Consider the following 25,643-nt stretch of genomic DNA (forward strand, 5'->3'; position numbering starts at 1 on the left):
CATGGGATTATTTGAAAGATATTTATCAGTGTGGGTTGGGTTAAGCATATTAGTAGGCATTGTCTTAGGCAGTTATCTACCTAATGTTTTTGCATCGATAGCTGCACTTGAATATGCCCATGTGAATATTGTTGTGGCTGTATTAATTTGGTTAATGGTGTACCCCATGATGATCCAAATTGACTTCTCATCTATCAAAGATGTAGGCAAAAGGCCTAAAGGGCTGGCACTGACACTGATTATAAATTGGTTAGTTAAGCCCTTTTCTATGGCTGCGTTAGGGTGGTTGTTTTTTAAAGGTTTTTTTGCAGACTGGGTTGACCCTCAATCAGCAAATGAATACATAGCTGGAATGATTTTGCTAGGAGTTGCGCCATGTACGGCTATGGTGTTTGTGTGGAGCCAGATGACCAAAGGTGACGCCAACTACACCCTAGTACAGGTATCAATAAACGACATTATTATGATATTTGCTTTTGCTCCGCTTACTGCGTTATTACTGGGTGTGAGTGATATTGAGGTGCCGTGGAATACTTTACTGTTATCTGTGGTTTTATACGTGTTATTGCCCTTAATTGCCGGTGTCTTAACGCGGTCTTCACTGGATAGAAAACATCAAAATTCAAGTGAAGCAGATGCGAAGGCCATTGATGATTTTGTGGGTAAGTTAAAGCCATGGTCGATTATAGGTTTGCTCGCAACAGTTGTGCTGTTATTTGGTTTTCAAGCGCAAAGTATTTTAGAGAAGCCACAAACAATCGTATTAATAGCTATTCCCTTGATTATTCAAACCTACGGTATTTTTGCTATTGCTTACTTTTTCGCTAAACGTTTAAAGCTACCCCATAATGTGGCAGCACCTGCGAGCATGATAGGCACTTCTAACTTTTTTGAACTAGCAGTAGCGGTAGCCATTTCTTTATTTGGTTTGCATTCAGGTGCAGCACTGGCCACTGTGGTTGGTGTGTTAGTTGAGGTGCCAGTGATGTTGTCATTGGTGTATTTTGCTAATAAAACTAGACATTGGTTTGATTAATTGAGGTAAGATAAGGGCTACTAACCTCATTTATATGGATATCTAATGAAGCTATATTTAACCCTTACTATTTTATCTCTGTTATGTTTAAGCTGTAGTGACTCTGAAGACTTACCCACGCAAGCTTTTGCAGATGAATACCAACTCGCAGACTTCAACCTAAGTGATAGCTATATCTATTGGGAGAAACGTCGCGGTAATCTTTACGGCCAAGAAGAACAGGCTGATGAAGTACTGATTCAATTTGATGCTGAGATTTATACTGATTTAAGCACGGAGCAGGTCGCGCTTTTAGATACCGCAGATACCAACAATGGCTACGACGCACAATGTTTACCTGAATATTGCCCTATTTATGGAGTGGCACTACTAAATGACTCAAGTTTTGTGATTGAGTCTATGACTGACTTAGTAGATTTTTTTGGAGATATCGACACTGAAGCTGAGTTATATCATTTGGTGTCTGTTGATAGTTCAGTTGCAAAAAGCTATGAAAAGAATGAAGACGGATACAGAGTTGTTGTAGAATGGAATAATTTATGTGGCCTTAAAGGCACAAACCTTATTCAAGTTTTTACTGACGGCAGCCAAGAGTTAATAAAAGAGCTAACCACAGAAGAAACAGGGACTTGTGTCTAATCACTACAACCTAAGTTGTGGGGCTACATTTGTGTTGTTGAAATTTGGAATATACAAGTGAAGTTAGGCAAAAGTTTGTTGTTAATATGTTCGATTGGACTCTCTAATATTAGTTGGGCCCAATCAGAACAACCCTCTGAAGAAGAAACCGCTGCAATACATAAATGTGTGTTAAAAGCGTTCAACAATGCCAAAGCAGAGCAAACCATTGCTGATATACGCAAAAAGTGCGCTTATACAAAGCAAACGTTAGTCAAAAAGAGAATTAACTTAGAGCAGCAAGCTTCAGAGAACCCTTTTGCAATCTTACCCCATAAACCTAATTTCGTATTGCCTGCAAGTTTAACCAGCATCAATCAAGAGCCTTATGTGGACTTACCGGTGGATTCTGAGTTAGACGATGTGGAAATTAAGTTTCAAGTGTCAATGAAATACCTAGCGGCACAAGATGTACTATTTAACGACTTAGATTTACAAATAGCATTTACAGCAACTAGCTGGTGGCAGGCATACAACGGAGCTATTTCGGCTCCCTTTAGAGAAACCAATTATGAGCCTGAACTGATACTTGATTACCATCATTCTTGGTCGCTATTTGGGTTACCTGTAGAGCAAACAAGCTTATCATTTAATCATCAATCAAATGGGCAAACAGGTTCATTGTCTCGTAGTTGGAATCGTATTATTTTAGGGTTTACCTTTGCTGCGACTGAGAAAGTAATTTGGGGCTTTAGGACGTGGTATCGAATTCCTGAAGATGAAAAAACATCACCTCTTGATGCAAGTGGTGATGATAATCCCGATATTGAAAAGTATCTGGGTTATGGTGAATTGGGTGGCCTGTGGAGTATTTCTGATAAACACTCATTGGAGTTTATGATTCGCAATAACTTACGCAGTGAAAATAAAGGTGCAATACAGCTGGGTTGGTCATTTCCTATAAATGATAAAATCCAAGGCTATGTTGAGTATTTTAATGGTTATGGTGAAAGTTTAATTTACTACAACTATCACACCCAACGACTTGGTATCGGGTTTAAGTTAACTAATTGGTTATAGTGATTTGAGTCATTTGTTTACAATCGCTATAAGCAATTATGGCAAACAATGAACCATAACTAATACCATCATACTGATAGCTATATAATTAAATGCCTCCGGCTTGTCTTTAGCTGGTAAACCTGTGACATTCACTTCAAATATCCCAGTTAAGAATGACTCAGCTAAAAATATAGTGGTAACTAAATACCACACATATTTAACTAAATCTTGTTGTTCTTTAATACGGTTGCGTAGTCCATCTTGCAGTACCATGAACCTTTCTTTGGTTACGTCTTAATTTTCAACATACCGGGTCTTACAACCTACTTGGTTTCTTCATCCAGACCGTTTTTCTTGATCTAAATGTCTATTGAAGCGATACATCGCTTCTAACGTATCGCCTATACTAAGAAGCCTGAATATTGCTGTAAATCCAAGTTACTCAGTTTATTTATAGCTGCGAAATGGTTATGCACTGTGTGTAAATAGTTACACCTTTTTATGTTTTTTTACTGAAATTTCAAAGCTGTAGTAAAACCCACTATAAATCAATGCTTTATGTTCTGGCATGTTATTAGCATTAGGCTGCATTCCTTACCTTTTGCAATGCTATGAGCACTGCTTTCAGGGAAAAATAGAGGGTGAGGATTTAGTGACATCCATTAATGATGTGAAGGTAGCGTGGCTCCCTTGTTGAATATCTTAAAGTTAGACTCAGAACACTACCAAGTAATAGCAGTTGTAGAGAATACGAAAGACGTCTCTAAAGTTATAAACACTATTGAACTTGAAAAGTGAGTTGTTAAAAATTCATTATGATCGAATAGATCCCAGCGCTTTTAAAGTGTGATTTTTTTGTGGAGCAGGAACCTTCCATTATGCAAAAACTCTTAGTAACAGTATCAAGCTTTATTGACTCAATGACTCTAAAGGAGCATGACGCGCCAGATTGTCTCTTAATAAGTGATTTTAATTGGTTCACCCAAATAAAACTTAATTTTTAGGAACCGCTTACTATGTTTGCATCCAGTAACAATATTTTACAGGCCGCCGAGACAGAATACCTTGGCCGAGTTTTTACTGAGCCAAATCAAAGGTTAATGTTTGTCGGCGCAGGTAGAGCACTAGAATGTTTGTCATTATCATTTACTCAGACCTTCGATGTGATTACTACTTCTCATACTAGTGATATTTTTCAAACGTGTAGCGATGTAGACGTCGATATGATCATACTTTACGTTGGAGACAGTAAAGAGTTGTGGGTAGAAACTCTTAGGAAAATTCGCTCTAACTCAATGTTAAATTTTATCCCAGTTATTGTGTTAACTGAAACTAACTCTATTAATGCGCAGCTTATTGCATTGGAGTTGGGAGCATTAGATTGCATGGTTAATCCCGTCAATACTTTTTTGCTAAACGCAAAAATAACTAACTACATGAAACTGATGAAAAACATTAAGGAGCTAGAATTGATTTCTTGTACTGACGGTTTGACAGGTTTGGCCAATAAAATGCAGCTGAATACCAGATTAAACAGTGAATGGTACAGAATGAAAAGAACCGACTCATCTTTATCTGCTTTAATGATCGATGTAGACCACTTTAAGCATTTTAATGATACTTTTGGTCATATTGAAGGTGACGAGTGTTTGAAAAAAGTCGCCAAAGTGATTAAAAATGTCGCGGCTAGAGACTCCGATTTTGGGGCCAGGTTTGGAGGCGAAGAGTTTGCTATTTTATTACCTAATACAGACCGTAAAGGTGCCCAAAAGGTAGCTAAAGCTGTATTGCTAGAGTTACAAGCTTTACACATACCTAATCAATATGATGATAATGAGTATTTGAGTGTGAGTATAGGTATCGGTAGCTGTGAACCTAATTCTTTTGAGGACACCAACATTGACCCAATGTGGTTGTTAGAAGAAGCTGATAGCAACCTATACAAAGCAAAAGTCAATGGTCGCAATCAATTTTGGGTGTGAAATTTACTGGTCAATCAAATGCTAACTTTATATTTCTTTGTTCTACAGCGTTACATTTGTAACGACTAACCCTGTGACATGATTAAAAACAGATATATACACCGCCTTAAAATCTTTTCAGTATGTTAGGCGTATTTGGTTGAATAAAACGATATTGATTCATCATGCGCCTTAAATAGAAAGCCGACCCAATCCATTTTAGAAAGACTAGGTAGCTGTTGCTCCAGGAATAATGTGCCTATGTGGTTGAGGTAGAAAGCTAATGTCTCTTTTTTAATACATGGAGCTTAAAGTTCGAACTATGTTACTAGGCTAAGGTTTATCAGATGAATACATCACTCCTTTTTAACCTGCAATCTCAGTCTTAAATGGGTCGGAATAGCTCGAAAAGAGCAATTAAAACGGATGTTTTTGAAATATGGCGTAATAACTGCTTTGGTAAGTTATTAAGCCTAGTTAGTCTAAAGATAAGGAAAGTAGCTTGTATCTAAAAAGTGTTTTTTTTGCATTGATATCATTGAGCTCATGGGAAGTTGTGTCACAAAATATAGAGCAGCGGGACTTACCAAGTGAGAGTAGCCCGTTTCTTCAAAAACTTGTGCTTCAAGCTAAAGCTGAGATAGATTTTGAGCCAATTCAGGCCATTGAAAATGAAGCGTTAAATAATATTGATTATCAGCAATATCGTTCCATAAGGTTTGAACCCAAAGAGAGCCTTTGGCGAGGGGTTTATCCGTTTGAGGTGCAGCTATTTCATTCAGGGTTTCTCTATAAACACCCTGTTAATATTCATATGATAGATTACAAAAACCATGTGACTCAATTACCATTCAACACAGATTACTTTCGTTATGATCCACCTGCAGAGTTTCTTGGTGACGAAATCAATGAAGATGTCGGCTTTGCCGGATTTAGAGTGCATTACCCATTAAATAGTAAAAACTACAAAGATGAACTAGTGGCTTTTTTAGGGGCGACTTACTTTAGATTAATTGGTAAAAATCAAAAATATGGATTATCTGCAAGAGGTATAGCGATTGATACAGGCATGCCAGAAGGCGAGGAGTTTCCTTATTTTACTGATTTTTGGTTAATAGAACCTGCCAATGGTAAACAATTAAGTGTTTACGCGAAGATGGATAGTCCATCAATGACAGGTATTTATAAATTTACAATGGAGTCTGAGGTCTCGGGCGACACGGTAACAGATGTTAAAGCGTGGTTATTTGCAAGAGATGATATAGACAAAGTAGGTTTAGCGCCTTTTACCAGTATGTTCTTGTATGGAGAAAACTCATTAACTAAGCCTGATGACTACCGCCCTGAAGTTCACGACAGTGATGGTATGATGCTTATCACCTCTAACAATGAGAGGTTATGGAGACCTTTAGATAACCCTAACCGTTTACGTATTACATCTTTGGGAGACAAAGCTCCAAAGGGGTTTGGGTTATTGCAACGAGACATTCAATATGAGAACTATGTTGATAGCGAGGCCCACTACCATCAACGCCCTGGCTTTTGGGTAACCCCTTATAAAGGGTTTAACCAAGGCCGTTTAGAATTAGTTGAGATCCCTACTAATTCAGAGACTCACGACAATATTGTGGCCTATTGGGTTAATGATAAGCCAGTGAAGCAAGGTGACAGTATTCATGTGCATTATGAACTGAAGACAGTTAGTGCAGATGCTCACGCGTACGATAAATCAAAGGTGCTTCGTACTTTACAAGGGGCCGATAGGTTGCCCGGTGAAGAAGTAGATGAAGACAACCTAACTCGCCGCTTTATCGTAGATTTTACCGTGCCAGATGGCGTGGTCCTTAACCCAGAAGATTTGGCTGCAGATATCTCAGCGACAAATGGTAATGTTAGCCAAGTAAGGGTCTTTAAAACCAACTTTGATCACGAAATAAGAGCGACCTTTTTGTTTACCCCTGAGAGTGAGCGTAGTGTAAATGATATGCGACTTTTAGTAACCCATAAGGGAAAACCTATTAGTGAGGTATGGACATATGTTCATGAAAAATAACTTTGTTTTGAAGGTTAGAGCCCGAAAAATCCGTTTGTTAATCATGGCATTATTGGTATTGCCAACAGCTTATTGGGCTATGTCACAGGTGTATATCATCTTTCAGCCCAATGAGTTCAGACCTTTAGAATGGGTCCAGCTAGGCTTAACTTCAGTGCTCTTTTTGTGGTTAACCATGGCCTTTTGGACATCAATTATTGGTTTCTTTCTTAAGCTTTTTAAGCGAGACCCATTAACGTTTCAAGCTGAACAACATGCTCCTGTAAGCTCGGAGCCACTTCAGAAACGCCACGCTATCGTCATGCCAGTATATAACGAAGAGACCCAGCGTATTATGGCTGGTTTTGAAGCAACAGTACTCACTATGCTAACCACACACAGTGCTAAGCAGTTTGATTTTTACATGCTTAGCGATACCCAAGATCAAACCTTACTATCTGCAGAGCTTAGGTCTTGGGAAAGTTTGTTAAAACGTTTACCAAGTAATTTGGCTAGGCACTGTTTTTATCGTAACCGTAAAAAAAATGTTGGCCGTAAAGTAGGGAATATCAAAGATTTCTGTCAGCGCTGGGGGCATCAATATGAAAGTATGATAGTGCTGGATGCAGACAGTATTATGACCGGTGAAAAAATGCTTGAGTTAGCTCAGCGTATGGAAACCAACCCAAACACGGGTTTGATTCAAACCATCCCAATGCCAGCCAGGCAAAGTACTTTTTTCGGGCGTTTTGTGCAATTTGCAGCGCAAGTATACAGCCCTATGCTGGCAACGGGTTTGTCGTTTTGGCAAGCTGACTGTGCTAACTATTGGGGACACAATGCAGTTATCCGAATGAAGGCTTTTATCGACACCTGTGGACTGCCAGAGTTGAAAGGTAAGCAACCGTTTGGTGGAGAAATTTTAAGTCACGACTTTGTTGAAGCAGCGTTACTGCGCCGAGCTGGTTGGCAAGTGTTTTTGCTAACTGATTCTGCTGGTAGTTACGAAGAAGTACCTAGTAATATCATAGATTACGCCACCCGAGACAGACGCTGGGTGCAAGGTAACATGCAGCATTTGGGGATTGTTACCACTAAAGGTTTGCGCCTAGAGAATAGAATGCACTTTAGCTTTGGAGCATTTGCTTACGCCAGCTCAATATTACTGCTTTTGTCTTTGTTAGCTGGTACCGCAGATGCGTTAATTCAAGCATTTACCACTCCTGTGTATTTCACTAGTACTTATCAGCTTTTCCCTACTTGGTTGATCACCAAAAAGAACGTGATGATCACAACGTTGTGGGTCACTATCGCATTACTGTTTTTGCCGAAAGTGTTAGGCATAGTGATCACATTATTGCAGCGACGCAAAGAGTTTGGGGGGGGTCTTAACTTTTTAAAAAGCGCAGTAGTCGAGTTTTTCTTTGCGGTACTGTTAGCCCCAGTAATGATGATGTTCCATAGTTATTTTGTGCTTAATGTTTTAGCGGGTAAGAGTGTTAAATGGGAAGCGCAAGTTAGGGAAGGGCGAATGCTTCCTTGGTCACAGGCTTTACGTTTTAGTTATCTGCTGACTACCATTGGACTAATTTGGGGGGGCGTAACTGCTTATTATACCTCGACCTTATTCTTGTGGTTGTTACCGGTATTTTCTGGCTTGGTGTTAGCTGCTCCTATTATTAGGTTATCAAGTAGTGTCAAGTTTGGCCTGTGGTGCAAGCATAAAGGGATCTTTTTATTAGAAACAGAATGTCAGCCCAATAGTGCTATCCGTAATGTTAATCGTAGTATGAAAAACTTACAGATGAAACGAAAGCTTGCTGCCGTCCCTACTTTACCTGATGAAGTTTGGGTAGATATGCCCTTGCAACCATTAGCAAGAGGTATCTATCCTACAAAAAAGAATCCTGATGTAGAAACTGACTCTGAATCAGTATCCGTATCCGTTTCTTCAAAAATAGGTTAGCCACGCTTCTTGTTAAAATATGCAAAAGCCCTGTTTAAATACCTAAGCAGGGCTTTTATTTTTTATTACTGTTTATAATAAACGTTGTACGATTGGGCAGTTGATTATGATCCCTGTCGAACCATAAGGTGCGCCACCTGGACCCGTTACAAAGCCTCTTTCAACCATACCTAGAATGGCAAACTCTTCAGTCATTCTTGAACGATAACCCTTGTCTACCGCTTCTTGTGTCCACTCTCCTAAGTTTAAATCCCAAAGAGGGCTGTAGTCAGTCGCTATAGTTGGGATCCCACCTAATACATTAAGTGGCACGCCTTCTCCAAGTATTGCGCTATTGAAACCTTGGCGCTGTGGACTAACCTGGCCACTAGCATCGTTTACCGGGCCATTGGTGAAACCAAATATACGTTCTACACCACTAAACAATGAATCATCGGCGCCTACTGGTATGTTACCCATAGCTGGAGCATGAATAGCGCCTTCTAACGCCGCAGGTAAACCAGCTGAAGCATCAGTTGAAAGATACAAAACAGGGCGACCAAAGCTAAAACCTAATGTTAACTCCAAAGTTACAGTACCGGCTTCGCCGTCTTCACCTGGGCAGATGGCAACCACACTATCGTGCAGTATTGCTTGGGCATCAGCCAGTTTCTCTTCTGGTATACCATCACAATATGCAGATAATTCTTCAGCGTCTGTATTGAATGAGACCATAGGTGCATTAAATATGTGGTTACGGGCATTTTCAATTTTTACTAAAGGGCTATAAAAGCCATCAGGATCACCAACATCAGTCCCTACTGCGCCGGGAGAGGTGGTTAATGCTGCGATTAAATTACTGGTACCCGATGTGTCATCAGAGCTTGATGCAACACTTCTAACAGTAGAAAAATCGACTGCACCACCAGAGGTGATTAATACCCCTTCACTATCGTAGAAACCGCGGCGAACAGCATTAGGTTCAAAACTATCTCCATCTGCAGAAACATCAGTAAATGCGAGCTTTTCACTGAAGTTTAAACCTAGCGCTGCTGCGTTATCTCGGTCAGAGGTATCGGTAACAATATACCAAAACTGCTGGTCATTTTTAGGCCCGCCAGAGGCTAAACGTCCTCGGTAAAGAGGTAAAGTGACTGTGGCTACTTCCGACTCAGTATCTACGATACCAGCAGTAAGCAGTTGTACCGGACCTATTAACCTTGGATTACTGTCAGATGGAGCTGGCCCAAAATAAGTAACGGGGATGTCGGCACCAACTGAAGGGGGACCTGGTGCGACATCATCGTCATCTTCTTCAAATTCAGCGGGTGTTCCCGGCACTAATTCAAAGGCGTTGGTGCTCGATTCAGTTGAGTCAGCAAAATCTTGAGCCAGTCGTCCACCAAAAGGAACCGTTATTTCAGAAGGAGGCTCCGCAACAAAGTCTTGGCCAGCTTCACCTTGTGGGCCAACTGGACCTTGCACACCATCATCACCGCTACATGCGCTTAAGGTTAAGGCGATAGCAACGCCGATAAATATTTTTTTTGTGTGAAATTTCATAATCTTAATCCTGAATAAAGTAGTAAAGAGCTTTTATAGAAAACGGTGTACGATTGGGCAATTGATGATAAAACCCGTTGAGCCATAACTTGCGCCACCTGGGCCAGTGATAAAACCTCGCTCTACTAAGCCAAGGATTTGAAACTCTTCGGTTAATCGTGATACATAGCCGCGGTCTATCGCTTCTTGTGACCACTCTCCCAAGTTGAGATCCCATAATGGGCTATAATCGGTTGCTACCGTTGGTATGCCACCTAGTACGTTTAAGACATCACCTTCACCACGTAATGCGCTTTCAAAGCCTTGCCTTTGTGGATTTACTACTCCTTCTTCAAGGTTAACTGGGCCGTTAACAAATCCAAATATACGTTCGACCGAACTAAACAATGAATCATCTGCACCAACTGCAACATCTCGTAAGCCTGGAGCATAAGTGGCACCTTCTAGTGCTGCGGGTAACGGATCATTGGTATCTGTAGAAATATATAGAACTGGTTTCGCGAAGCTGAAGCCTGGGGTTAATTTAAGTGTTACCGTGCCTTCTTCCGGACAAATATGTACAACTTTGTCGTGTACTAGAGAATAATCTGGCGTGGTATCACAAAAGTCTAAGTCTTCTCTTGGCGTGTTGAAGGCAATCATAGGGGCGTTATAAACATGGTCGCCAGCGCTAATAATTTTAACTAAAGGTGAATACAGCTCGTCGCCTACTGAACCAGGTTGAAACGCAACGGGTGGAAATGCGTTAGGTAATTCGCCCGGTGTGACACTCCGTTCAGGTGAGAAATCAACAGCTCCCCAGTGAAACATCAAGGTTCCATCGACGTCTGTTTCTGCAATACGGGCAGAGCGTGAGTTGTCAGCAAACGCTAGTTTTCCAGCGTGGTTAACACCAAGTGCAACCGCTACTTCAGCATCAGTTGTATCAGTAATAACATACCAAACCGCTTCACCGGTTTCTTTTAACTTTCCGTAGTACAGGGGAAGAGTGATGGTACCAGCATCAACATCTAAGGTACCCGATCGTAATAATTGTACTGGACCAATCAATTCTGGCTCAATACTTGACGGAGGTGGACCAAAATAGGTGACTGGAATATCTGTACCAATTGATGGTGGTGAAGGTTGTACTTCATCATCAAGTTCTTGTGCAAAAACCATTGCTGAATACAAGCTTGAGAGTGTGAAAAGGCCAACGAGTGCCTTGATAGATTTATTACGCATGTTTTTACCTTCTGAAATTTAAGTGACAGTGAATTGAGAAGCTTTTATTTTTAGCTAGGTGCTTTTCAATGTGGTAAAGGCTACGGAGTATTCGTCACGATTTATTCACGAAGTAAACACTGTTTTATAGTGATGGCATCACATGGTCGTGATGAATATCACAAAAGAATTGTATAGAGATGAGAGTGAATTTATCGATTTATAGATGTTTGCAGGCAGCTAGGTATTTAGAAAGCCGATGGCATGCAAAGCAACTATCACAGATTGTGAATGTTGTTTAGTAAATGGGACAACTGTTATATTTTCCTTTTGCGAGAGGCGCAGCGCTTGGAGCAGTATTTCACGTGCGCCCAGTCTCGTTGCCATTTTTTACGCCAATTAAAAGGTCGCTCGCACACTATGCAGATCTTACTTGGGAGTTCAGACTTCTTCATTGCTTTCTATAGCCTTGAAGAAAATCTGACTATCGCGGCTAATGGCTAAGCGTTTTTCGTCTGTCATTTTGTTGAGGGTACGGTATGGCATGCCAAGTCTGGGGTTATTGCCTAGCTTTTCTTTGTTTCGGTCTAAAAAATCCCAGTACAAATAATTGAAAGGACAGGCTTGCGCCCCTAGTTTTTCTTTTACGTTGTAATGGCAGTGTTGGCAGTAATTAGACATCTTATTGATATAGCTTCCGCTTGCGGCATAAGGTTTACTCGCTAATAAGCCTCCGTCAGCGAATAATATCATGCCTGTGACATTGGGCATTTCGACCCATTCGTAAGCATCGGCATATACAATTAAATACCACTCATTGACCTCATCTGGATGCAAACCAGCTAACAATGAGAAATTACCCAGTACCATCAACCTTTGAATATGATGGGCATAAGCATTGTCAGAGGTTTCAGTTATGCACTGAGACAAGCAATTCATGTTGGTTTTTGCATCCCAAAAAAAGCGGGGTAGTGAGCGCTTGGCGTTTAAAAAGTTTTCATTTTGATAACCAGGCATTTTGAACCAGTACAAGCCTCGGACATATTCGCGCCAGCCTAAAACTTGGCGAATAAAGCCTTCTACTGCGTTTAACGGAGCATCACCTTGACGATAAGCATTCTCTGCTTGCTCGATAACTTCTTTTGGGGTGAGCAGCCCGCAGTTTAGGTAAAAACTGATATGTGAGTGGTACATCCAAGGTTCGCCTTGCACCATGGCGTCTTGGTAGTCTCCAAAATTATCTAGACGTTCTGCCACAAACACCGAGAGCACTTGTAGTGCTTGTTCCCGGGTAACCGCAAAGTGAAACGGTTCAAGCTTGCCAAAATGATCACTGAAATTGTCTTTGACTAGTGTGATGACTTCTTGGGTGATGTCGTCTGGCTCAAAGGTGGTGGGTGGTGGTGGTGACATTCCCTTTGGCAAGGCTTTGCGATTGGCACTATCGTAGTTCCACTTATTGCCCACTGGTTTATCGCCATCCATCAAGCAATACCAAGCTTTACGCATTTCTCGATAGAAAAACTCCATGCGTAACTGTTTGCGCCCTTCTGCCCAGTTTGCAAACTCTTCTAGGCTTGCTAAAAAGCGATCGTCTTGTCGGATCATCACATTAATGCCTAGTCTGTCTTGCCAACTTTGCATATCAGCCAATACACGGTATTCGCCAGGGTGGGTTAGTATAATGTCGGTAATGGCTTTGTCGGTGTCAGATACTTTTTCGCAAAATGCCATCACCTCGTCAAATAGACTTCCTTTATTCTCTTTATCGTCATATTTTCGGTAAAAAACCTGATGGCCGCTGCTTGTTAACTCTGCTGCGAAATGACGCATAGCAGAAAATAAAAACGCTATTTTCTTTTTATGATGTTTTACATAGCTGGCTTCACTGCGTACTTCAGCCATTAATATCCAGTCTTCGGCTTGATTGCAGTCTTGCAGGCTAGCCAGTGAGTGACTTAATTGGTCGCCGAGAATTAATCGTAAAGAAGCCATAGCTAAGCATTAGCCTGTTCAGCTAACTGCTTAGCATCTGCCAATGCATCTAACGCTCTTTGCCTTGAGGCTTTTAAATCGACCAGCGGGCGAGGGTAGTTTGCCCCCAGTTTCACCTTGGCATAATCTAAAATATTTTGCGGCGCATCCCATGGGTTATGAATGTATTTCTCAGGTAGTTTACTTAACTCAGGACAATAACGTTTTACGTAGTCTCCTTGAGAATCAAACTTTTGCCCCTGTGTTACAGGGTTGAATATTCTGAAGTAAGGTGCTGCATCAGCACCTGTGCCTGCAACCCACTGCCAGCTAGCACTATTAGCGGCAAGGTCGGCATCGAGTAAACAGTCCCAAAACCAACGTTCGCCTTCACGCCAGTGAATGAGTAAGTTTTTCACTAAAAATGAAGCCACCACCATGCGTACCCTGTTGTGCATGGTGCCGGTTTGCCACAGTTCACGCATGCCCGCATCAACAATAGGAATGCCTGTTTGGCCTCGTTGCCAAGCTAGCAACGATTCGTTGTCAGTGCGCCACGGAAAATGCTCAAACTTTGGGCTAAAGTTTTGCTCAGGAATATGAGGGAAGTGATACAGCAGGTAATGAGAAAACTCACGCCAACCTAATTCACTCAGGTAGCAATCGAGCCCTTGATTGTCTAGGTTGCCATTTAGTGCGTGGATCCCAGCATACCAAACCTGATTGGGAGATATTTCACCAAAATGTAAGTGAGGTGAAAGCTTAGAGGTCGCCCCTAGCTTTGGAAAATCTCGGTTGTTTTTATAGTCTTTTGCTCCATCAGGTAAAAACTCACTTAAACGTTTAGCCGCGCCTTCTTCTCCTGGCAACCATGTTTTCGCTATAGTGTCATACCAGTCAATACTTGGCATTAGCGCTAACGAGTCTAAGCCATGGTCAAGGTCGGGTTCATATGCAGTTGTAAGGTTTTCAGGTTTTGCTACTGGCATACGAGGGGCTGTCTTGGTTAGGCAGCCTTTGCGGTAGTAAGGTGTGAATACTTTATAAGGCATTTCGTCTTTTTTAAGTACTTGCCAAGGCTCCCAAAGTAAATGGCTGTTAAAGCTTTTAACCTGTATACCCATGTCCACTAATTGTTGTTTTAATTGACTATCACGCTTGATTTGCCAAGGTTCGTAGCAGCGATTCCACACAATGTGTGTGATGTCATGAGTGCTAATGATATCTAGTAAAATCTCTGTGGCATGGCCTTTTTGCATATGCAGCTTGTCATCAAGAGAAGCATTCAACGCGTGCAAAGAGTGGTGCAACCACCACTGGCTAGCCTCTCCTATTTGGGCGTGTTTAGGACAATCTTTATCAAGGATAAATACCGGCAATACTGACCCTATGTCTGCTGCGTAGTGCAAGGCTGGATTGTCTTTTAGTCGTAAGTCTTGTCTGAACCACACTAAGGTCGTTCCGTTGATGGGAGTTTTCATTTCTTAAAAATTTCTAGCGCTTATATAATGACACACTACGTTTTTTACAGTTTTTCAGATCAACCTAGTCATTAATTTTATGGTTTAGTGAACCAGAAAATTCATCCTCCCGTAACGGTGATTTATGAAAATTAATAATTTGAATAAATATTGCCCAGCTGATGTGTCGCGCATCATTGAAATGGCGTGGGAAGACAGAACCCCTTTTGAGGCCATCGAGCACTTATTTGGGATGACGCCAAACCAGCTGACACGCTTCATGCGGGCAGAATTGAAAAGCGCTTCATTTAAAGTGTGGCGTAAGCGCATGGCTGGAAGAAAAACAAAGCACCTCGGTATGCGGCCTGAAGGTATTTTACGAGGATATTGCAAAACTCAATATAAACATAGGTGATAGTAGTTGCCTGTTCATTTTAGCTTTGTACACTAACAATAATAAATATAAACACAGAGTCGAACGCCTAACATGATGTTGCTGCAACACATTATAAAACATTTGCTCGATAACTTAGCACTGCAAGGGTTTAATCCAGTGGTGCACTTTGAGTTAGAAGGGGTGTTTGAGTTATATCCATGGCAAAAGCAACTTGATTATTCTGGTATCAATCGCAAGCTAAAAAAACTTGATATAGATGGTGAGCTTAAAACTGAGTATTGGAAAAACCAATGGGAGTATGTCTCTCTTTTTAATGGTCAATCCCCTTTGAAAGAGGCACAAAACCTCGACAAGGCTATGCAGTTACTGCCTCAACTTATGCGTCAATACGGCGCAGCAAATGTATTGATGCAGCCCGTTGCTTGGGGCGCTGATAATGGACGTTATCTCAGTGGTTCGGGTGCAATATTTTCATTAGACACGCGGTCTGTTCATATACCTAATGCCATACAATTGAACGTAAGTGTGGAGAACGACAAGGGTGAAAATTTATTTGCACAGCAAGGGTTAGGAGAGTGGGTTCAATACCACCTACTGAAAAATAGCTACCACAACTGCATTTTGTTTTTACCTGAAGAAGATGCGTTTAAGCGCTTATCTCTAAGAAAAGACTATGGTTTAGATGCTGAATTAAGTTCGCCTGTGGTGTTATCTGGCGGGCATCAAGGCAGCATCGCTTTGTACAAAGAAAAAGGCAAGCACAACCAAGCTATGGGCCAAGAACCATTATTTTTTGCGGCAGACAACTCGGTGTTGTCTTACACCACTGATTGGCAAAAAACAGCTCGGGTTGAACACAGAATAGGGGCAACGAGCCAAGCATATAACCCTTATTTAAATGTGATATTTGCATTGTTAAATGTACTCGAAGGTATAAACAGTTGGAAAACAGGGCAGCTTGCCCCTAACGCTTTAGATAAGGCGTTACCTAGGTCGATAGATGACACATACCATTGTGATACCTTAGTTCTGGGTGCTCTTTCTTTATTTAAAAATGATAATTGGCTGGTGAATAAAGTAGACCTATATTGTCAAAATATGTTTTACGCAGATGCCACAAACCTAGGTAAAAGGATTAGAGATATGGTTTTAGCACCATATCAAGGGTCCAATATTACTTTAGGGTCATAAAAATTTAATAGGCTATATTTAAGCTGATAATAAAAATATTAGGAATAACATTTTGTTAAAACAAAAAGTAATTACCCTTGATAAGCCACCTTTATTAACGGGTGATAATGTTGAAAGTAAACGGGCCGAAATCAGAACCTACTTCGAACAAACGTGGGATGTATACGAATCATTGTTTTCACTGATTAATCAAGATGAAGCCTATTACCTTCGGCCCGAACCTTTGCGACATCCACTAATATTTTATTATGGTCACACCGCTGTTTTTTACATCAATAAATTACTCTTAGGGCAATTTATTCATAGCCGCGAAAACGAAAAAATTGAATCTGTTTGCGCGGTTGGTGTAGACGAAATGTCTTGGGACGATTTGTCGCCAGGAAATTATGAATGGCCAAGTGTAGGCGCTGTGTCTGAATACCGAGATAGTGTTAAAAAACGCGTTTTGGCGCTGATTGATACTATGCCTTTGGCTTTGCCAATACAGCAAGATTCACTGGCTTGGGTGTTGTTGATGGGGTGTGAACATGAACGTATTCATGTAGAAACATCGTCTGTGATCATACGCATGCTAGATTTGAATTATCTCACTCCTTCGAACCTATGGAAGTCTTGTGCTGAATACGGTGATGCGCCAAATAACCGCTTAATTGATGTGGCAGCTCAAGACCTTGTTTTGGGTAAACCTGAAACCAATGCAACCTATGGTTGGGATAATGAATATGGTCAACAGCCTCTTTCTGTAGACAAGTTTTCTGCGTCTGAGTATTTGGTTTCTAACCAAGAATTTATGGAGTTTATCAATGCTGGTGGTTATCAAAATAAACAGTATTGGACCGAAGAGGGGCAAAGTTGGTTAGCGTTCACTAAAGCTACAATGCCGAGATTTTGGGATGTAAAGAATGGTAAGTACTGGCAACGTAATCTAACAGAAGAAATCCCGTTACCGCTCAATTGGCCTGTTGAAGTTAATTACCTCGAAGCAAAAGCCTTTTGTAATTGGAAAGATAGCCTAAGCAAAGATTTTGTACGTTTGCCTACTGAAGGAGAGTGGCAAGTACTCAGAGACCAACTTGATACCGATTTACCTTATTGGAGTAAAGCTCCGGGTAACGTAAATTTAGAACATTACGCTTCTTCTTGTCCTGTTGATCAATTTAAGCAAACTGAGTTTTATGATGTTATTGGAAATGTGTGGCAGTGGACAGAAAGTCCAATAGATGGCTATGAAGGCTTTAAGGTTCACCCTTTGTACGATGACTTTTCGACCCCTACTTTTGATGGTCAACATAACCTTATAAAAGGGGGCAGCTGGATCTCTACTGGAAACGAAGCGACCCGTGATTCGCGCTATGCGTTTCGCCGTCATTTTTATCAGCATGCTGGGTTTCGTTATGTAGCAAGTAACAGTCAAGATGTCCCTATTACGGCTGTGACTAAATGTGAGATGCAAACCGATATTAGCCGTTTATTGCATCATCATTTTAAGGCCACTAGCTTAGACTCCACAAGCGATCTGCAACAACTATTGAGCCTTAGCAAAGCGTATGTTCAAGCTGACAGCCGAGTGCTAGATATAGGGTGCGGTGTAGGGCGTTTGTCATTTGAATTAGCAAAATTGGCAGGTCAAGTAGATGGTATTGATTTTACTGCACGGCATATTCAGCACTGTTTAGATTTAAAAGAGCAAGGGCAGCTGCGCTACGCTATGCCGACCCAAGGTGAAATATTTGACTTTCACGAAGTCACTCTCGCTGAGCTAGGCTTTGAACAAGCCCCTGAAAACCTGAATTTCGCCCAAGGCGACGGACACAACCTTAAGCCGCAATTTGCTGATTATGATTTGGTTATTTGCCACCGTGTCATTGAATACAGCTACCACCCAGAAGTGTTATTGAAACAATTAAGCCAACGAGTGAAAGCTGGTGGAGTCGTGGTGATAGGCAGCAGCTATGGATGGAACGAAGACCTAACTGACAAAAAGCACTGGATTGGCGGCGTAAAACGTAACGGTGAAAACCTAAGCAGCGAAGCTCATCTGTTAGACATCATGCAAGATCAGTTTGAGCTATTACAGCAAACTGACATTGTTAGCCAGTTTGAATTAGACAAACGTACTAGCCAAACTGCTAACAACCATATTACTATTTGGCGTAAGAAAAGCTAACCCGTTAGGATCCCTTTTGGGCACAAAAATTGTAATAGCAGGGGCAGGAATTGGCGGCCTATGCGCGGCATTAGCCTTGAGTAAAAAAGGCTTTGATGTTGCTGTTTATGAACAAAGCGCTGAACTAACTGAGGTAGGGGCGGGGTTGCAGTTAAGCCCCAATGCCATGCATGTATTGGCGCGTTTAAATGTAGCTGATGAGATCAAAGCATTAGGGTTTCAACCTAGCGCAGCCGTGATGCGTCATTACCAAACAGGTGCCGACTATTTTTCTGTGCCTCTTGGGGCGCAGGCTACGCAAAAGTACGGGGCAGACTACCTGCACATTCATCGTGCTGATTTACAATCCACTCTCTACAAATCATGCCTTAAGGAGAGTGTAAGCGTTCACTTATCTTGTGGTGTTGTTAGTTATCAATTGAGTGAAAAAGGTGTGTCGGTTGAGCTGCAAAATTCTACTCAAGTGCAAGCTGATTTACTTGTTGGGGCAGATGGTATTAAGTCTAAGGTGCAGTCTTGTATGCTGGGGCAAACTCCTGCTGTGTTTACCGGGCAGGTGGCGTGGCGGGGCACAGTTGAGGCATACAAACTGCCTAAAAACTTGGTTAAGCCAAAGGCTAATTTATGGGTGGGGCCTGGGCAACACTTTGTTAGTTATTACTTGCGGGGCGGCGACTTAGTGAATTTTGTGGCTGTGCAAGAGCGAGTCGATTGGCAACAAGAGTCATGGAATGAGCCTGGTGATATTAATGAACTTAAGGGGGCTTTTAAAGGCTGGCATCCAGAGGTAACCGAAGTACTTGATGCTACCGAGTCATGTTTTTTATGGGCTTTGTTTGATAGAAAACCGTTAAACCAATGGGTTGATAAACAGGTTGCGTTATTAGGTGACGCTTGCCACCCCATGTTGCCATTTTTAGCACAAGGCGCGGCGATGGCTATTGAAGACAGCTATGTGTTAGCCCATTATTTAGGGAGTGATTTACCCATACCCACCGCTTTAAAAAAATATCAAGATTTACGATTAGCCCGCACTAAGGGGATTCAACTTGGCGCACGTAAAAACGCCGGCTTATACCATATGAGCTCGCCCACCAATCAAGCTAAATTAGCTGTGTTATCTGGTTTATCAAAGTTTGGTTTAAGTGATGCCATGGCTGCAAATAAACTAGACGATATTTACGGTTATAACCTACCGAAAAAATTGGGCTAAGAGGACAAGTGCTGATGATGGAGCCTACAATTAAAGCGGTATTTGATAGTTGTCAGCCCAATACTCAAGAGACCTTGTTAACTATTCGGCAGTGGATTTTTGATATTGCCAATACATCAGAAAGCATAGGAACCATTGACGAGTGTTTAAAATGGGGGGAGCCAAGCTACCTAACCCATACACCTAAATCGGGTACAAGTTTAAGACTATCTCCCCTTAAGTCTAACCCGCAAAAGTACGGCTTATTTGTACATTGTCAAACCCGTTTAATTGAAGAGTTTAGGTTGGTTTACCCAGACTTAGATTACGACAAAAACCGGGGAATATTATTTGATAGCCACGACCCCATTGATGAAGAATTGATAAAGCAATTTATCTTTGCTGCGTTAACGTATCAGCTACGTAAAAAACGCTAACCATTAAGACAAACAATCAAAAAAGTAAGCTTAGTTGCTTACTTTGTTGTTGACCCTATAAAAGCTTTTAATGGGGTGATTATCTAAGATACCATAACCGCCTCTAGCGTTAATAAAACATAAAAGGATACCCATATGAGCCGTCATTTTGACCAAGCTAAAGGCCTAAGTGAAGAGCACGACCCGGCTACCCATGAGTTTGTATTTAATCAAACCATGTTTAGGATCAAAAACCCTGAGCCTACCTTAGCGTTTTATACTCAAGTGTTAGGTATGACATTAGTTAAACGTCTAGATTTTGAAGACATGAAGTTTACTCTGTACTTTTTAGCCTGTGTACCGCCAAAAGCCAGCGGTGAGTGGTCTACAGACGATGACGAACGTATGGTGCAAACGTTTGGCCGCCCAGCGATGTTAGAGCTAACCCATAACTGGGGAGATGAAAACGATGACACAGTGGTTTACCACAATGGAAATTCAGAGCCTAAGGGCTTTGGTCATATAGGTTTTTCTGTGCCTGATATTGACGCTGCCTGTGAACGATTTGAATCACTAGGTGTTGAGTTTCAGAAAAAGCCAAACGATGGCGGCATGAAAGGCATTGCTTTTATTAAAGATCCTGATGGTTATTGGATTGAGATTTTTACACCTGCTCGCTTGCCTACATTATTAAAAGGTCACTTGCAGCAAAAATAGTATGATTCATACCCCTCAAGGAAAGCATCTGAACTATTACCTTACAGCAGCAGGATGCTTAAGCGCCTTAGCAGGGCTATTACACCTAGGGTGTATTTACTTTGGCGCGCCTTGGTATCGATTTTTTGGTGCTGGTGAGCATATGGCAGTGATGGCTGAAAAGGGTTTATTACAGCCAACCATTATTACTTTGGTTATTTTCAGCGTTTTATCTGTTTGGTCTCTTTACGCCTTTTCAGCAGCTGGGATCATTGTTTCCATGCCTTTAGTTCGTTTGGCACTTATCGTTATCACCAGTGTTTACCTTTTACGGGGGGGGGCAGGTTTTTATTTTGTGACTAACCCTATTGGTAGAAGCCCAGAATTTTGGATTTGGAGCTCGGTTATTTGTTTGCTAATTGGTTTACTACATTTAGTGGGTTTAAAACAACAGTGGCCGACCCTATAAATGCAAATTCACAGAATATACTCAGTGTTCCTTGTAAGATGATGCCCCATTATTAGTGGGGCTTTTTGGTGTTTTGGTAAATGGTTAGAGGGTTATCGTTAGCGTTGATGTAAATGACAAATAACTCCACTGGGCTGTGGGTTTTGTTGACGCCTTTATGCCATTTTCCCACCAGTTCTACTAAGGCTTCGCCTTCAATAATCTTCAGTTCTTTATCTTCTGATATAAGTGTTAACTCTCCTTTAATGACATAACCCACACTTAATACAGGGTGCAGATGCACAGCCGTGCTGGAGTTCGGCGGAATAATGACTTTCAAAGCAGTAATTTGATTAACACTATTTTGTGCATCACTTAGTTCAGTATTATCCCAGCTTTTAGTGGTGTTCAATATCTCAACGGCCTGCAGTTTGTTGGCGTCCTGAGCGTACCCAAATGAGATACTTAGACTGGATAGCATCAACAATATCAGCGGTTGTATTTGAATTTTCATATGGTTTATCGTCCTATTAGATTTGAGCCAATCCGCCGTCAACTTGTATGTCAGCGCCAGTAATAAATGATGCCTTCTCAGAATTTAAATACATCACAGCGTTTGTGATGTCTGCGACTTCGCCTAAACGCTTTAAGGGGGTGGCGTTTTTGATTTGCACAAGGCTTTCATCTAAAACTCCTCTATCAATCCCAAATTTATCGAATATTGGCGTTTGCGTGACACCGGGTGATAGACAATTTACCCGCACACCTTGTGCGCCTAGCTCAGCTGCAAAGGAGCGAGCTAACGATCTGACCGCTGCTTTAGAGGCACCATAAGCTGCCCATACACCGGCCCCGCGATTAGCCTGTATGGATGAAATTAAAGTGATAGATGCATGCATGTTGAGTACAGGCAATGCCTTTTGTACGGTAAAAAATACGCCTTTTACATTGATGTTTAGGGTGTTTTCAAAGCTCTCTTCAGTTACCTCTGATATCGCTTCTGCATGGGCGATACCCGCGTTGGCAAGAAGGATATCGAGCCCTTGCCAAGTATCTGATATTTGTTGATAAAAGCTTTCTAAATCTTGTGAGTTCTCAACTAACCCCTGTTTACATATTAAGCTTTTGGGGTACTGCTTAGCCAAAGCTTCACATTGGTCAATACTTCGTGAAAATGCTGCGACTTTGTGACCCGCCGCAAGATAGGCTTTAACAATGTCTAGCCCGATACCCGAGTTTGCACCTGTCACCGCGACTACTTTTTTAGATCCTGTCATGACTAACCACCTGAATAAGTTGTGTTTTGAATGGTGAGTCTGGCGCTTTCTTGATGACTGTGTAAGTATAAATAGGAATTTATCCAGTATATTGGAATATGGTGAGGAGTATGACAACAGACACTATTGATAAAAAGTACACGCAGAGTGAGCCAAGCTTTGATTTTATTGGACATTTTGTACGTAGTTATCGGGCCGCGAAACAAGAAAGCTTGCAAGCCCTCGCGGATCGCTCAGGTGTAAGTCGTTCGATGATCGCACAAATAGAGTCAGCGCAGACTACGCCAACCATTGTGGTGTTAGCCAAGTTAGCCAATGCTATGGAAATAAGTTTAGGAGACTTAGTACAGCCACCAGAGCAGGCACTTAATATTCGTGTATCTGAAATCAATACAGAGAACTTAGTTAGTAAAAAAGACAGCCCCTTTGTATGCCATTTGCTAAATAGTCAAACTCGGCACTTTTCGAATGAAATTTATCATTTTCATTTTAAAACCAGTGGTAAAACAGCCTTTGCAGCCAATGTGGCAGGGTCGACTAAGCATATATGGTTAGAGCAGGGCAGTATGCTGATGTATATCGCCAACAAGCGAGTGTCTATAAAACCCCAGCAACTCACTAGTTTTAATGCAGCGATTCCGCACCGCTTTGAATGTATTTCAACTCCACTGGCCAAAGGCCTGTTTTATGTGGTTTATTGAACTATGAGAAAAGTTAACGTTATTGGAACGAGTGGAAGCGGGAAGTCTCATTTTAGTAAACGACTCGCTGCGGCACTAGATATCACATACATTGAAATGGACGCAATACTTTGGCAGCCAGATTGGCAGCCACTAGAGACGTTAGAGTTTGTTATGACCATTCAAAAAATTATCAGCAACCCCAGTTTTGTTTTAGACGGAAATCATTCTAAAACTAATCGCGTTAAATGGTCTGTTGTTGACACTATAATTTGGTTAGATTTAGGCTTCTGGCGCACGTTTACACAAATACTTCAGCGCTCAATCAAAAGGTCTTATGCCCGAAGCGAAATCTGGCCAGGAACCGGCAATAAAGAATCCTTTTATCGTAGTTTCTTTTCATCAGAATCAGTGATTTGGTGGATGCTAAAAAACTATTGGAAAACGAAGTCTAAATATCGAAACCTTTTTAAAGAAAAATCGTCGAGCAATATGCGCTTAATTCGCTAACGTTCACGAGCAGAAGTAGAAGCCTTTTTAGTGAACATAAGGCGCAGTTAGTAAAAAGGCTAAAGCAGACACCCCACGTAAAAGTAGCAATATTTTAGTCTGCGATAGTATTGGGGCATTGTAGGTTGAGCTTTAGCCCGTCGGCTTGTCTAGCGGTGACCTTCAACTGCTAAATCAACAACATTGATTTAGGCATATAGCATTCTTACTAATTTACATGTGTATTTATACAAGTTCAGTAAGAAATCCGTATAACAGCAAGCTCTAGGAAAAATTCCGTATTTCCCCATGTGCTGAATTAGTCACAGAGAATAAAGTTAACCTGTACAAAGGGTTAGAGGGTATGGTAGAAATGAGTGATGTAGAAAGGCGGAAAAATTCCGTGTTTAAAGGCGGAAAAATTCCGTGTTTAAACACGGAATTTTTCCATCTATTAATACTGTTATGAGCAATTTTAATTTCACAGAGGTGGAGTTTGTCCAAAAAAAATACAAAACGAATATTTAGATTAGCACTTATAGTCGCATCTATTTCTTCTTTGTTCTTTGTTCCTTGGTTATTAGTAAAAGCATGGATACTTCCGATACCAAGTACGATTCAAGAACAGTTAGATGAAGCTATTGAACATGGTTTTGATGGAATGGTAGTTTACATAAACAAAGCTGGTCAGCCAGCTCAATATTTCGCTTCCGGCTGGCATGATCGAGAAACTAAGATACCTGCCAAACCTCAAGCCCTATTTAAGATTGCCAGCATTAGCAAGCTATATGATGCTGTTGCAGTTACCAAACTGATAAGTGATGGGCTGCTTTCACTAGATAAAAAAATTACTGATTATTTACCTGAACTTGTGGGAAGAATTGAACACGCAGATAAAATTACCTTAAGAATGATGATACAGCATAGAAGTGGTATTCCAAATTTTACGAACGCTCCGAATTTCTGGGAAGCTCCAACAGAGACCTATGAAGAAAGTCTTGCCTTGATTCTGGACAAGCCAGCTAACTTTGAACCCGATGAAAATTATGAATATTGCAATACGAATTATCTTATAATCAATAAGATAATGGATGATGTACTAGGTTATGGTAACTTCCATTTCATTCAGGAACGAATTCTAATGCCACTAAACCTTAATAACACCTTCGCTTCGCTCAATGATGTGAATATAGACGATGTGATGAGTGGTTATCATGTGGGGCATCCTTTTGATTTAAAGGCAGACGAGCATGGCATGTTAGCTACAGCAGAAGATGTAGGTGTTTTCTTAAGAGCGCTGAATGAAGGAGCGGTTTTTGAAGAAGGAGAGCAGGAAATATATTCCTCCATTTATGAATATGAACACGCCGGTTGGGTTCCAGGATACCAGAGTTTTGCAAAATATCACAAAGATCTTGATGTTGTTGTTATTCAGTTCTACAGCACAACTGATCCTAAACTGTACAACTGGAACTTGTCAGAAATTGTAAATAATAGAATTATTGAAATACTGAGCAGGTAAAAAAGCTCATAACAAGTCATTAAAGCAGGACAAAAAACAGTTGGTTTTTTCTCGTGCCTCGCTATTTTGACCAACTATTTTTTGCTTCTTAATGAGGCGTTATGTTTCAGGAATATAATTATGAAATCAACTGTAGATAAGGATGGAGTAACAGTAATTGTCGGTGATAATAAAATAAACAAGACACCCATTTTTAAAGTTAGCTAAATCACAGCTTTGTTCTAAGCTTTAGGTTATTCAAACAACCAAGGATGGTGTGTTATGCCTCAGTCCCGTAAAAGCCAAATTAGTCTTGTCGATACCCCTTATTATCA

23 protein-coding genes and 1 pseudogene are annotated in these 25,643 nt (G+C 41.1%); 16 read left to right on the forward strand and 8 right to left on the reverse strand.

What is annotated here, in order from left to right:
* Nucleotide 1 precedes the first annotated feature (1 nt).
* From arsB to ABJD71_RS03005, 3 genes are all read left to right on the forward strand, one after another.
* On the forward strand, nt 2-1,036 hold the full coding sequence (gene arsB, locus ABJD71_RS02995; protein ID WP_348164320.1) for an ACR3 family arsenite efflux transporter: 1,035 nt from the start codon (nt 2-4) through the stop codon (nt 1,034-1,036).
* A 45-nt stretch (nt 1,037-1,081) separates the two neighbouring features.
* A complete protein-coding gene (locus ABJD71_RS03000) occupies nt 1,082-1,675 on the forward strand; it encodes a hypothetical protein (RefSeq protein WP_348164323.1) in 594 nt (197 codons plus the stop codon).
* A 207-nt stretch (nt 1,676-1,882) separates the two neighbouring features.
* Nucleotides 1,883-2,734: a phospholipase A gene (locus ABJD71_RS03005; protein WP_348164388.1), complete on the forward strand. Its 852-nt coding sequence runs from the start codon at nt 1,883-1,885 to the stop codon at nt 2,732-2,734.
* 36 nt (nt 2,735-2,770) lie between these two features.
* Here ABJD71_RS03005 and ABJD71_RS03010 read toward each other — a convergent pair.
* Nucleotides 2,771-2,995: pseudogene (locus ABJD71_RS03010) on the reverse strand (CorA family divalent cation transporter); the annotation flags it as partial.
* A gap of 737 nt (nt 2,996-3,732) precedes the next feature.
* Here ABJD71_RS03010 and ABJD71_RS03015 point away from each other — a divergent pair.
* The 3 genes from ABJD71_RS03015 (at nt 3,733) to mdoH (ending at nt 8,675) form a co-directional block, all read left to right on the forward strand.
* On the forward strand, nt 3,733-4,698 hold the full coding sequence (locus ABJD71_RS03015) for a diguanylate cyclase (protein WP_348164326.1): 966 nt from the start codon (nt 3,733-3,735) through the stop codon (nt 4,696-4,698).
* Between the two features lie 535 nt (nt 4,699-5,233).
* Nucleotides 5,234-6,730: a glucan biosynthesis protein G gene (locus ABJD71_RS03020; protein ID WP_348164329.1), complete on the forward strand. Its 1,497-nt coding sequence runs from the start codon at nt 5,234-5,236 to the stop codon at nt 6,728-6,730.
* Complete coding sequence (mdoH, locus tag ABJD71_RS03025) at nt 6,720-8,675, forward strand: glucans biosynthesis glucosyltransferase MdoH (protein ID WP_348164332.1); 1,956 nt, start codon at nt 6,720-6,722, stop codon at nt 8,673-8,675. The genes ABJD71_RS03020 and mdoH overlap by 11 nt, the downstream gene beginning before the upstream one ends.
* A 72-nt stretch (nt 8,676-8,747) precedes the next feature.
* On the opposite strand, the gene ABJD71_RS03030 is transcribed toward mdoH, so the two are convergent.
* The 5 genes from ABJD71_RS03030 to ABJD71_RS03050 form a co-directional block, all read right to left on the reverse strand.
* A complete protein-coding gene (locus tag ABJD71_RS03030; RefSeq protein ID WP_348164335.1) occupies nt 8,748-10,217 on the reverse strand; it encodes a hypothetical protein in 1,470 nt (489 codons plus the stop codon).
* Nucleotides 10,218-10,250: 33 nt separating this feature from the next.
* Nucleotides 10,251-11,441 carry a hypothetical protein gene (locus tag ABJD71_RS03035; protein ID WP_348164338.1) on the reverse strand — a complete coding sequence of 397 codons (1,191 nt, stop codon included), beginning with the start codon at nt 11,439-11,441 and terminating at the stop codon, nt 10,251-10,253.
* 296 nt (nt 11,442-11,737) lie between these two features.
* Nucleotides 11,738-11,875, reverse strand: coding sequence for a DUF2256 domain-containing protein (locus tag ABJD71_RS03040; protein ID WP_348164340.1), 138 nt, complete (start codon nt 11,873-11,875; stop codon nt 11,738-11,740).
* Nucleotides 11,862-13,415, reverse strand: a complete 1,554-nt coding sequence (locus ABJD71_RS03045; RefSeq protein WP_348164343.1) for a cryptochrome/photolyase family protein — start codon at nt 13,413-13,415, stop codon at nt 11,862-11,864. The genes ABJD71_RS03040 and ABJD71_RS03045 overlap by 14 nt, the downstream gene beginning before the upstream one ends.
* A 2-nt stretch (nt 13,416-13,417) precedes the next feature.
* The gene (locus tag ABJD71_RS03050) at nt 13,418-14,875 is read right to left on the reverse strand and encodes a deoxyribodipyrimidine photo-lyase (protein ID WP_348164346.1); all 1,458 of its coding nucleotides are present in this window, start codon (nt 14,873-14,875) and stop codon (nt 13,418-13,420) included.
* Between the two features lie 124 nt (nt 14,876-14,999).
* On the opposite strand from ABJD71_RS03050, the gene ABJD71_RS03055 reads away from it, so the two are divergent.
* The 7 genes from ABJD71_RS03055 to ABJD71_RS03085 all read left to right on the forward strand — a co-directional run bounded on the left by ABJD71_RS03055 (nt 15,000) and on the right by ABJD71_RS03085 (nt 21,382).
* Nucleotides 15,000-15,269, forward strand: a complete 270-nt coding sequence (locus tag ABJD71_RS03055) for a TIGR03643 family protein (protein WP_348164349.1) — start codon at nt 15,000-15,002, stop codon at nt 15,267-15,269.
* A 72-nt stretch (nt 15,270-15,341) separates the two neighbouring features.
* On the forward strand, nt 15,342-16,442 hold the full coding sequence (locus ABJD71_RS03060) for a hypothetical protein (protein ID WP_348164352.1): 1,101 nt from the start codon (nt 15,342-15,344) through the stop codon (nt 16,440-16,442).
* Nucleotides 16,443-16,494: 52 nt separating this feature from the next.
* On the forward strand, nt 16,495-18,609 hold the full coding sequence (gene ovoA, locus ABJD71_RS03065; RefSeq protein WP_348164355.1) for a 5-histidylcysteine sulfoxide synthase: 2,115 nt from the start codon (nt 16,495-16,497) through the stop codon (nt 18,607-18,609).
* Nucleotides 18,610-18,625: 16 nt separating this feature from the next.
* Nucleotides 18,626-19,822, forward strand: coding sequence for an FAD-dependent monooxygenase (locus ABJD71_RS03070; RefSeq protein ID WP_348164358.1), 1,197 nt, complete (start codon nt 18,626-18,628; stop codon nt 19,820-19,822).
* 14 nt (nt 19,823-19,836) lie between these two features.
* Entirely contained in the window at nt 19,837-20,238 is a 402-nt protein-coding gene (locus tag ABJD71_RS03075) for a DUF1801 domain-containing protein (RefSeq protein ID WP_348164361.1), read from the forward strand.
* A gap of 135 nt (nt 20,239-20,373) precedes the next feature.
* Complete coding sequence (gene gloA / locus ABJD71_RS03080; protein WP_348142965.1) at nt 20,374-20,934, forward strand: lactoylglutathione lyase; 561 nt, start codon at nt 20,374-20,376, stop codon at nt 20,932-20,934.
* A 28-nt stretch (nt 20,935-20,962) separates the two neighbouring features.
* Complete coding sequence (locus ABJD71_RS03085) at nt 20,963-21,382, forward strand: hypothetical protein (RefSeq protein ID WP_348164391.1); 420 nt, start codon at nt 20,963-20,965, stop codon at nt 21,380-21,382.
* Nucleotides 21,383-21,434: 52 nt separating this feature from the next.
* Here the strand turns inward: ABJD71_RS03085 and ABJD71_RS03090 are convergent, their stop codons facing one another.
* The gene (locus tag ABJD71_RS03090) at nt 21,435-21,875 is read right to left on the reverse strand and encodes a cupin domain-containing protein (RefSeq protein WP_348164364.1); all 441 of its coding nucleotides are present in this window, start codon (nt 21,873-21,875) and stop codon (nt 21,435-21,437) included.
* Nucleotides 21,876-21,891: 16 nt separating this feature from the next.
* Nucleotides 21,892-22,638 (reverse strand): SDR family oxidoreductase, encoded by a 747-nt coding sequence (locus ABJD71_RS03095; RefSeq protein WP_348164367.1) that lies wholly within the window; start codon nt 22,636-22,638, stop codon nt 21,892-21,894.
* 110 nt (nt 22,639-22,748) lie between these two features.
* Here ABJD71_RS03095 and ABJD71_RS03100 point away from each other — a divergent pair, with 110 nt between their 5' ends.
* The 3 genes from ABJD71_RS03100 to ABJD71_RS03110 all read left to right on the forward strand — a co-directional run bounded on the left by ABJD71_RS03100 (nt 22,749) and on the right by ABJD71_RS03110 (nt 25,329).
* Nucleotides 22,749-23,339, forward strand: a complete 591-nt coding sequence (locus ABJD71_RS03100) for a helix-turn-helix domain-containing protein (protein ID WP_348164370.1) — start codon at nt 22,749-22,751, stop codon at nt 23,337-23,339.
* A gap of 3 nt (nt 23,340-23,342) precedes the next feature.
* Nucleotides 23,343-23,828, forward strand: a complete 486-nt coding sequence (locus ABJD71_RS03105) for an adenylate kinase (protein WP_348164373.1) — start codon at nt 23,343-23,345, stop codon at nt 23,826-23,828.
* Nucleotides 23,829-24,303: 475 nt separating this feature from the next.
* Nucleotides 24,304-25,329 carry a serine hydrolase domain-containing protein gene (locus ABJD71_RS03110; protein ID WP_348164376.1) on the forward strand — a complete coding sequence of 342 codons (1,026 nt, stop codon included), beginning with the start codon at nt 24,304-24,306 and terminating at the stop codon, nt 25,327-25,329.
* Nucleotides 25,330-25,643 lie beyond the last annotated feature (314 nt).

Origin of the sequence: Paraglaciecola sp. (genome assembly GCF_039943935.1) — a bacterium.
Lineage (GTDB): Bacteria > Pseudomonadota > Gammaproteobacteria > Enterobacterales > Alteromonadaceae > Paraglaciecola.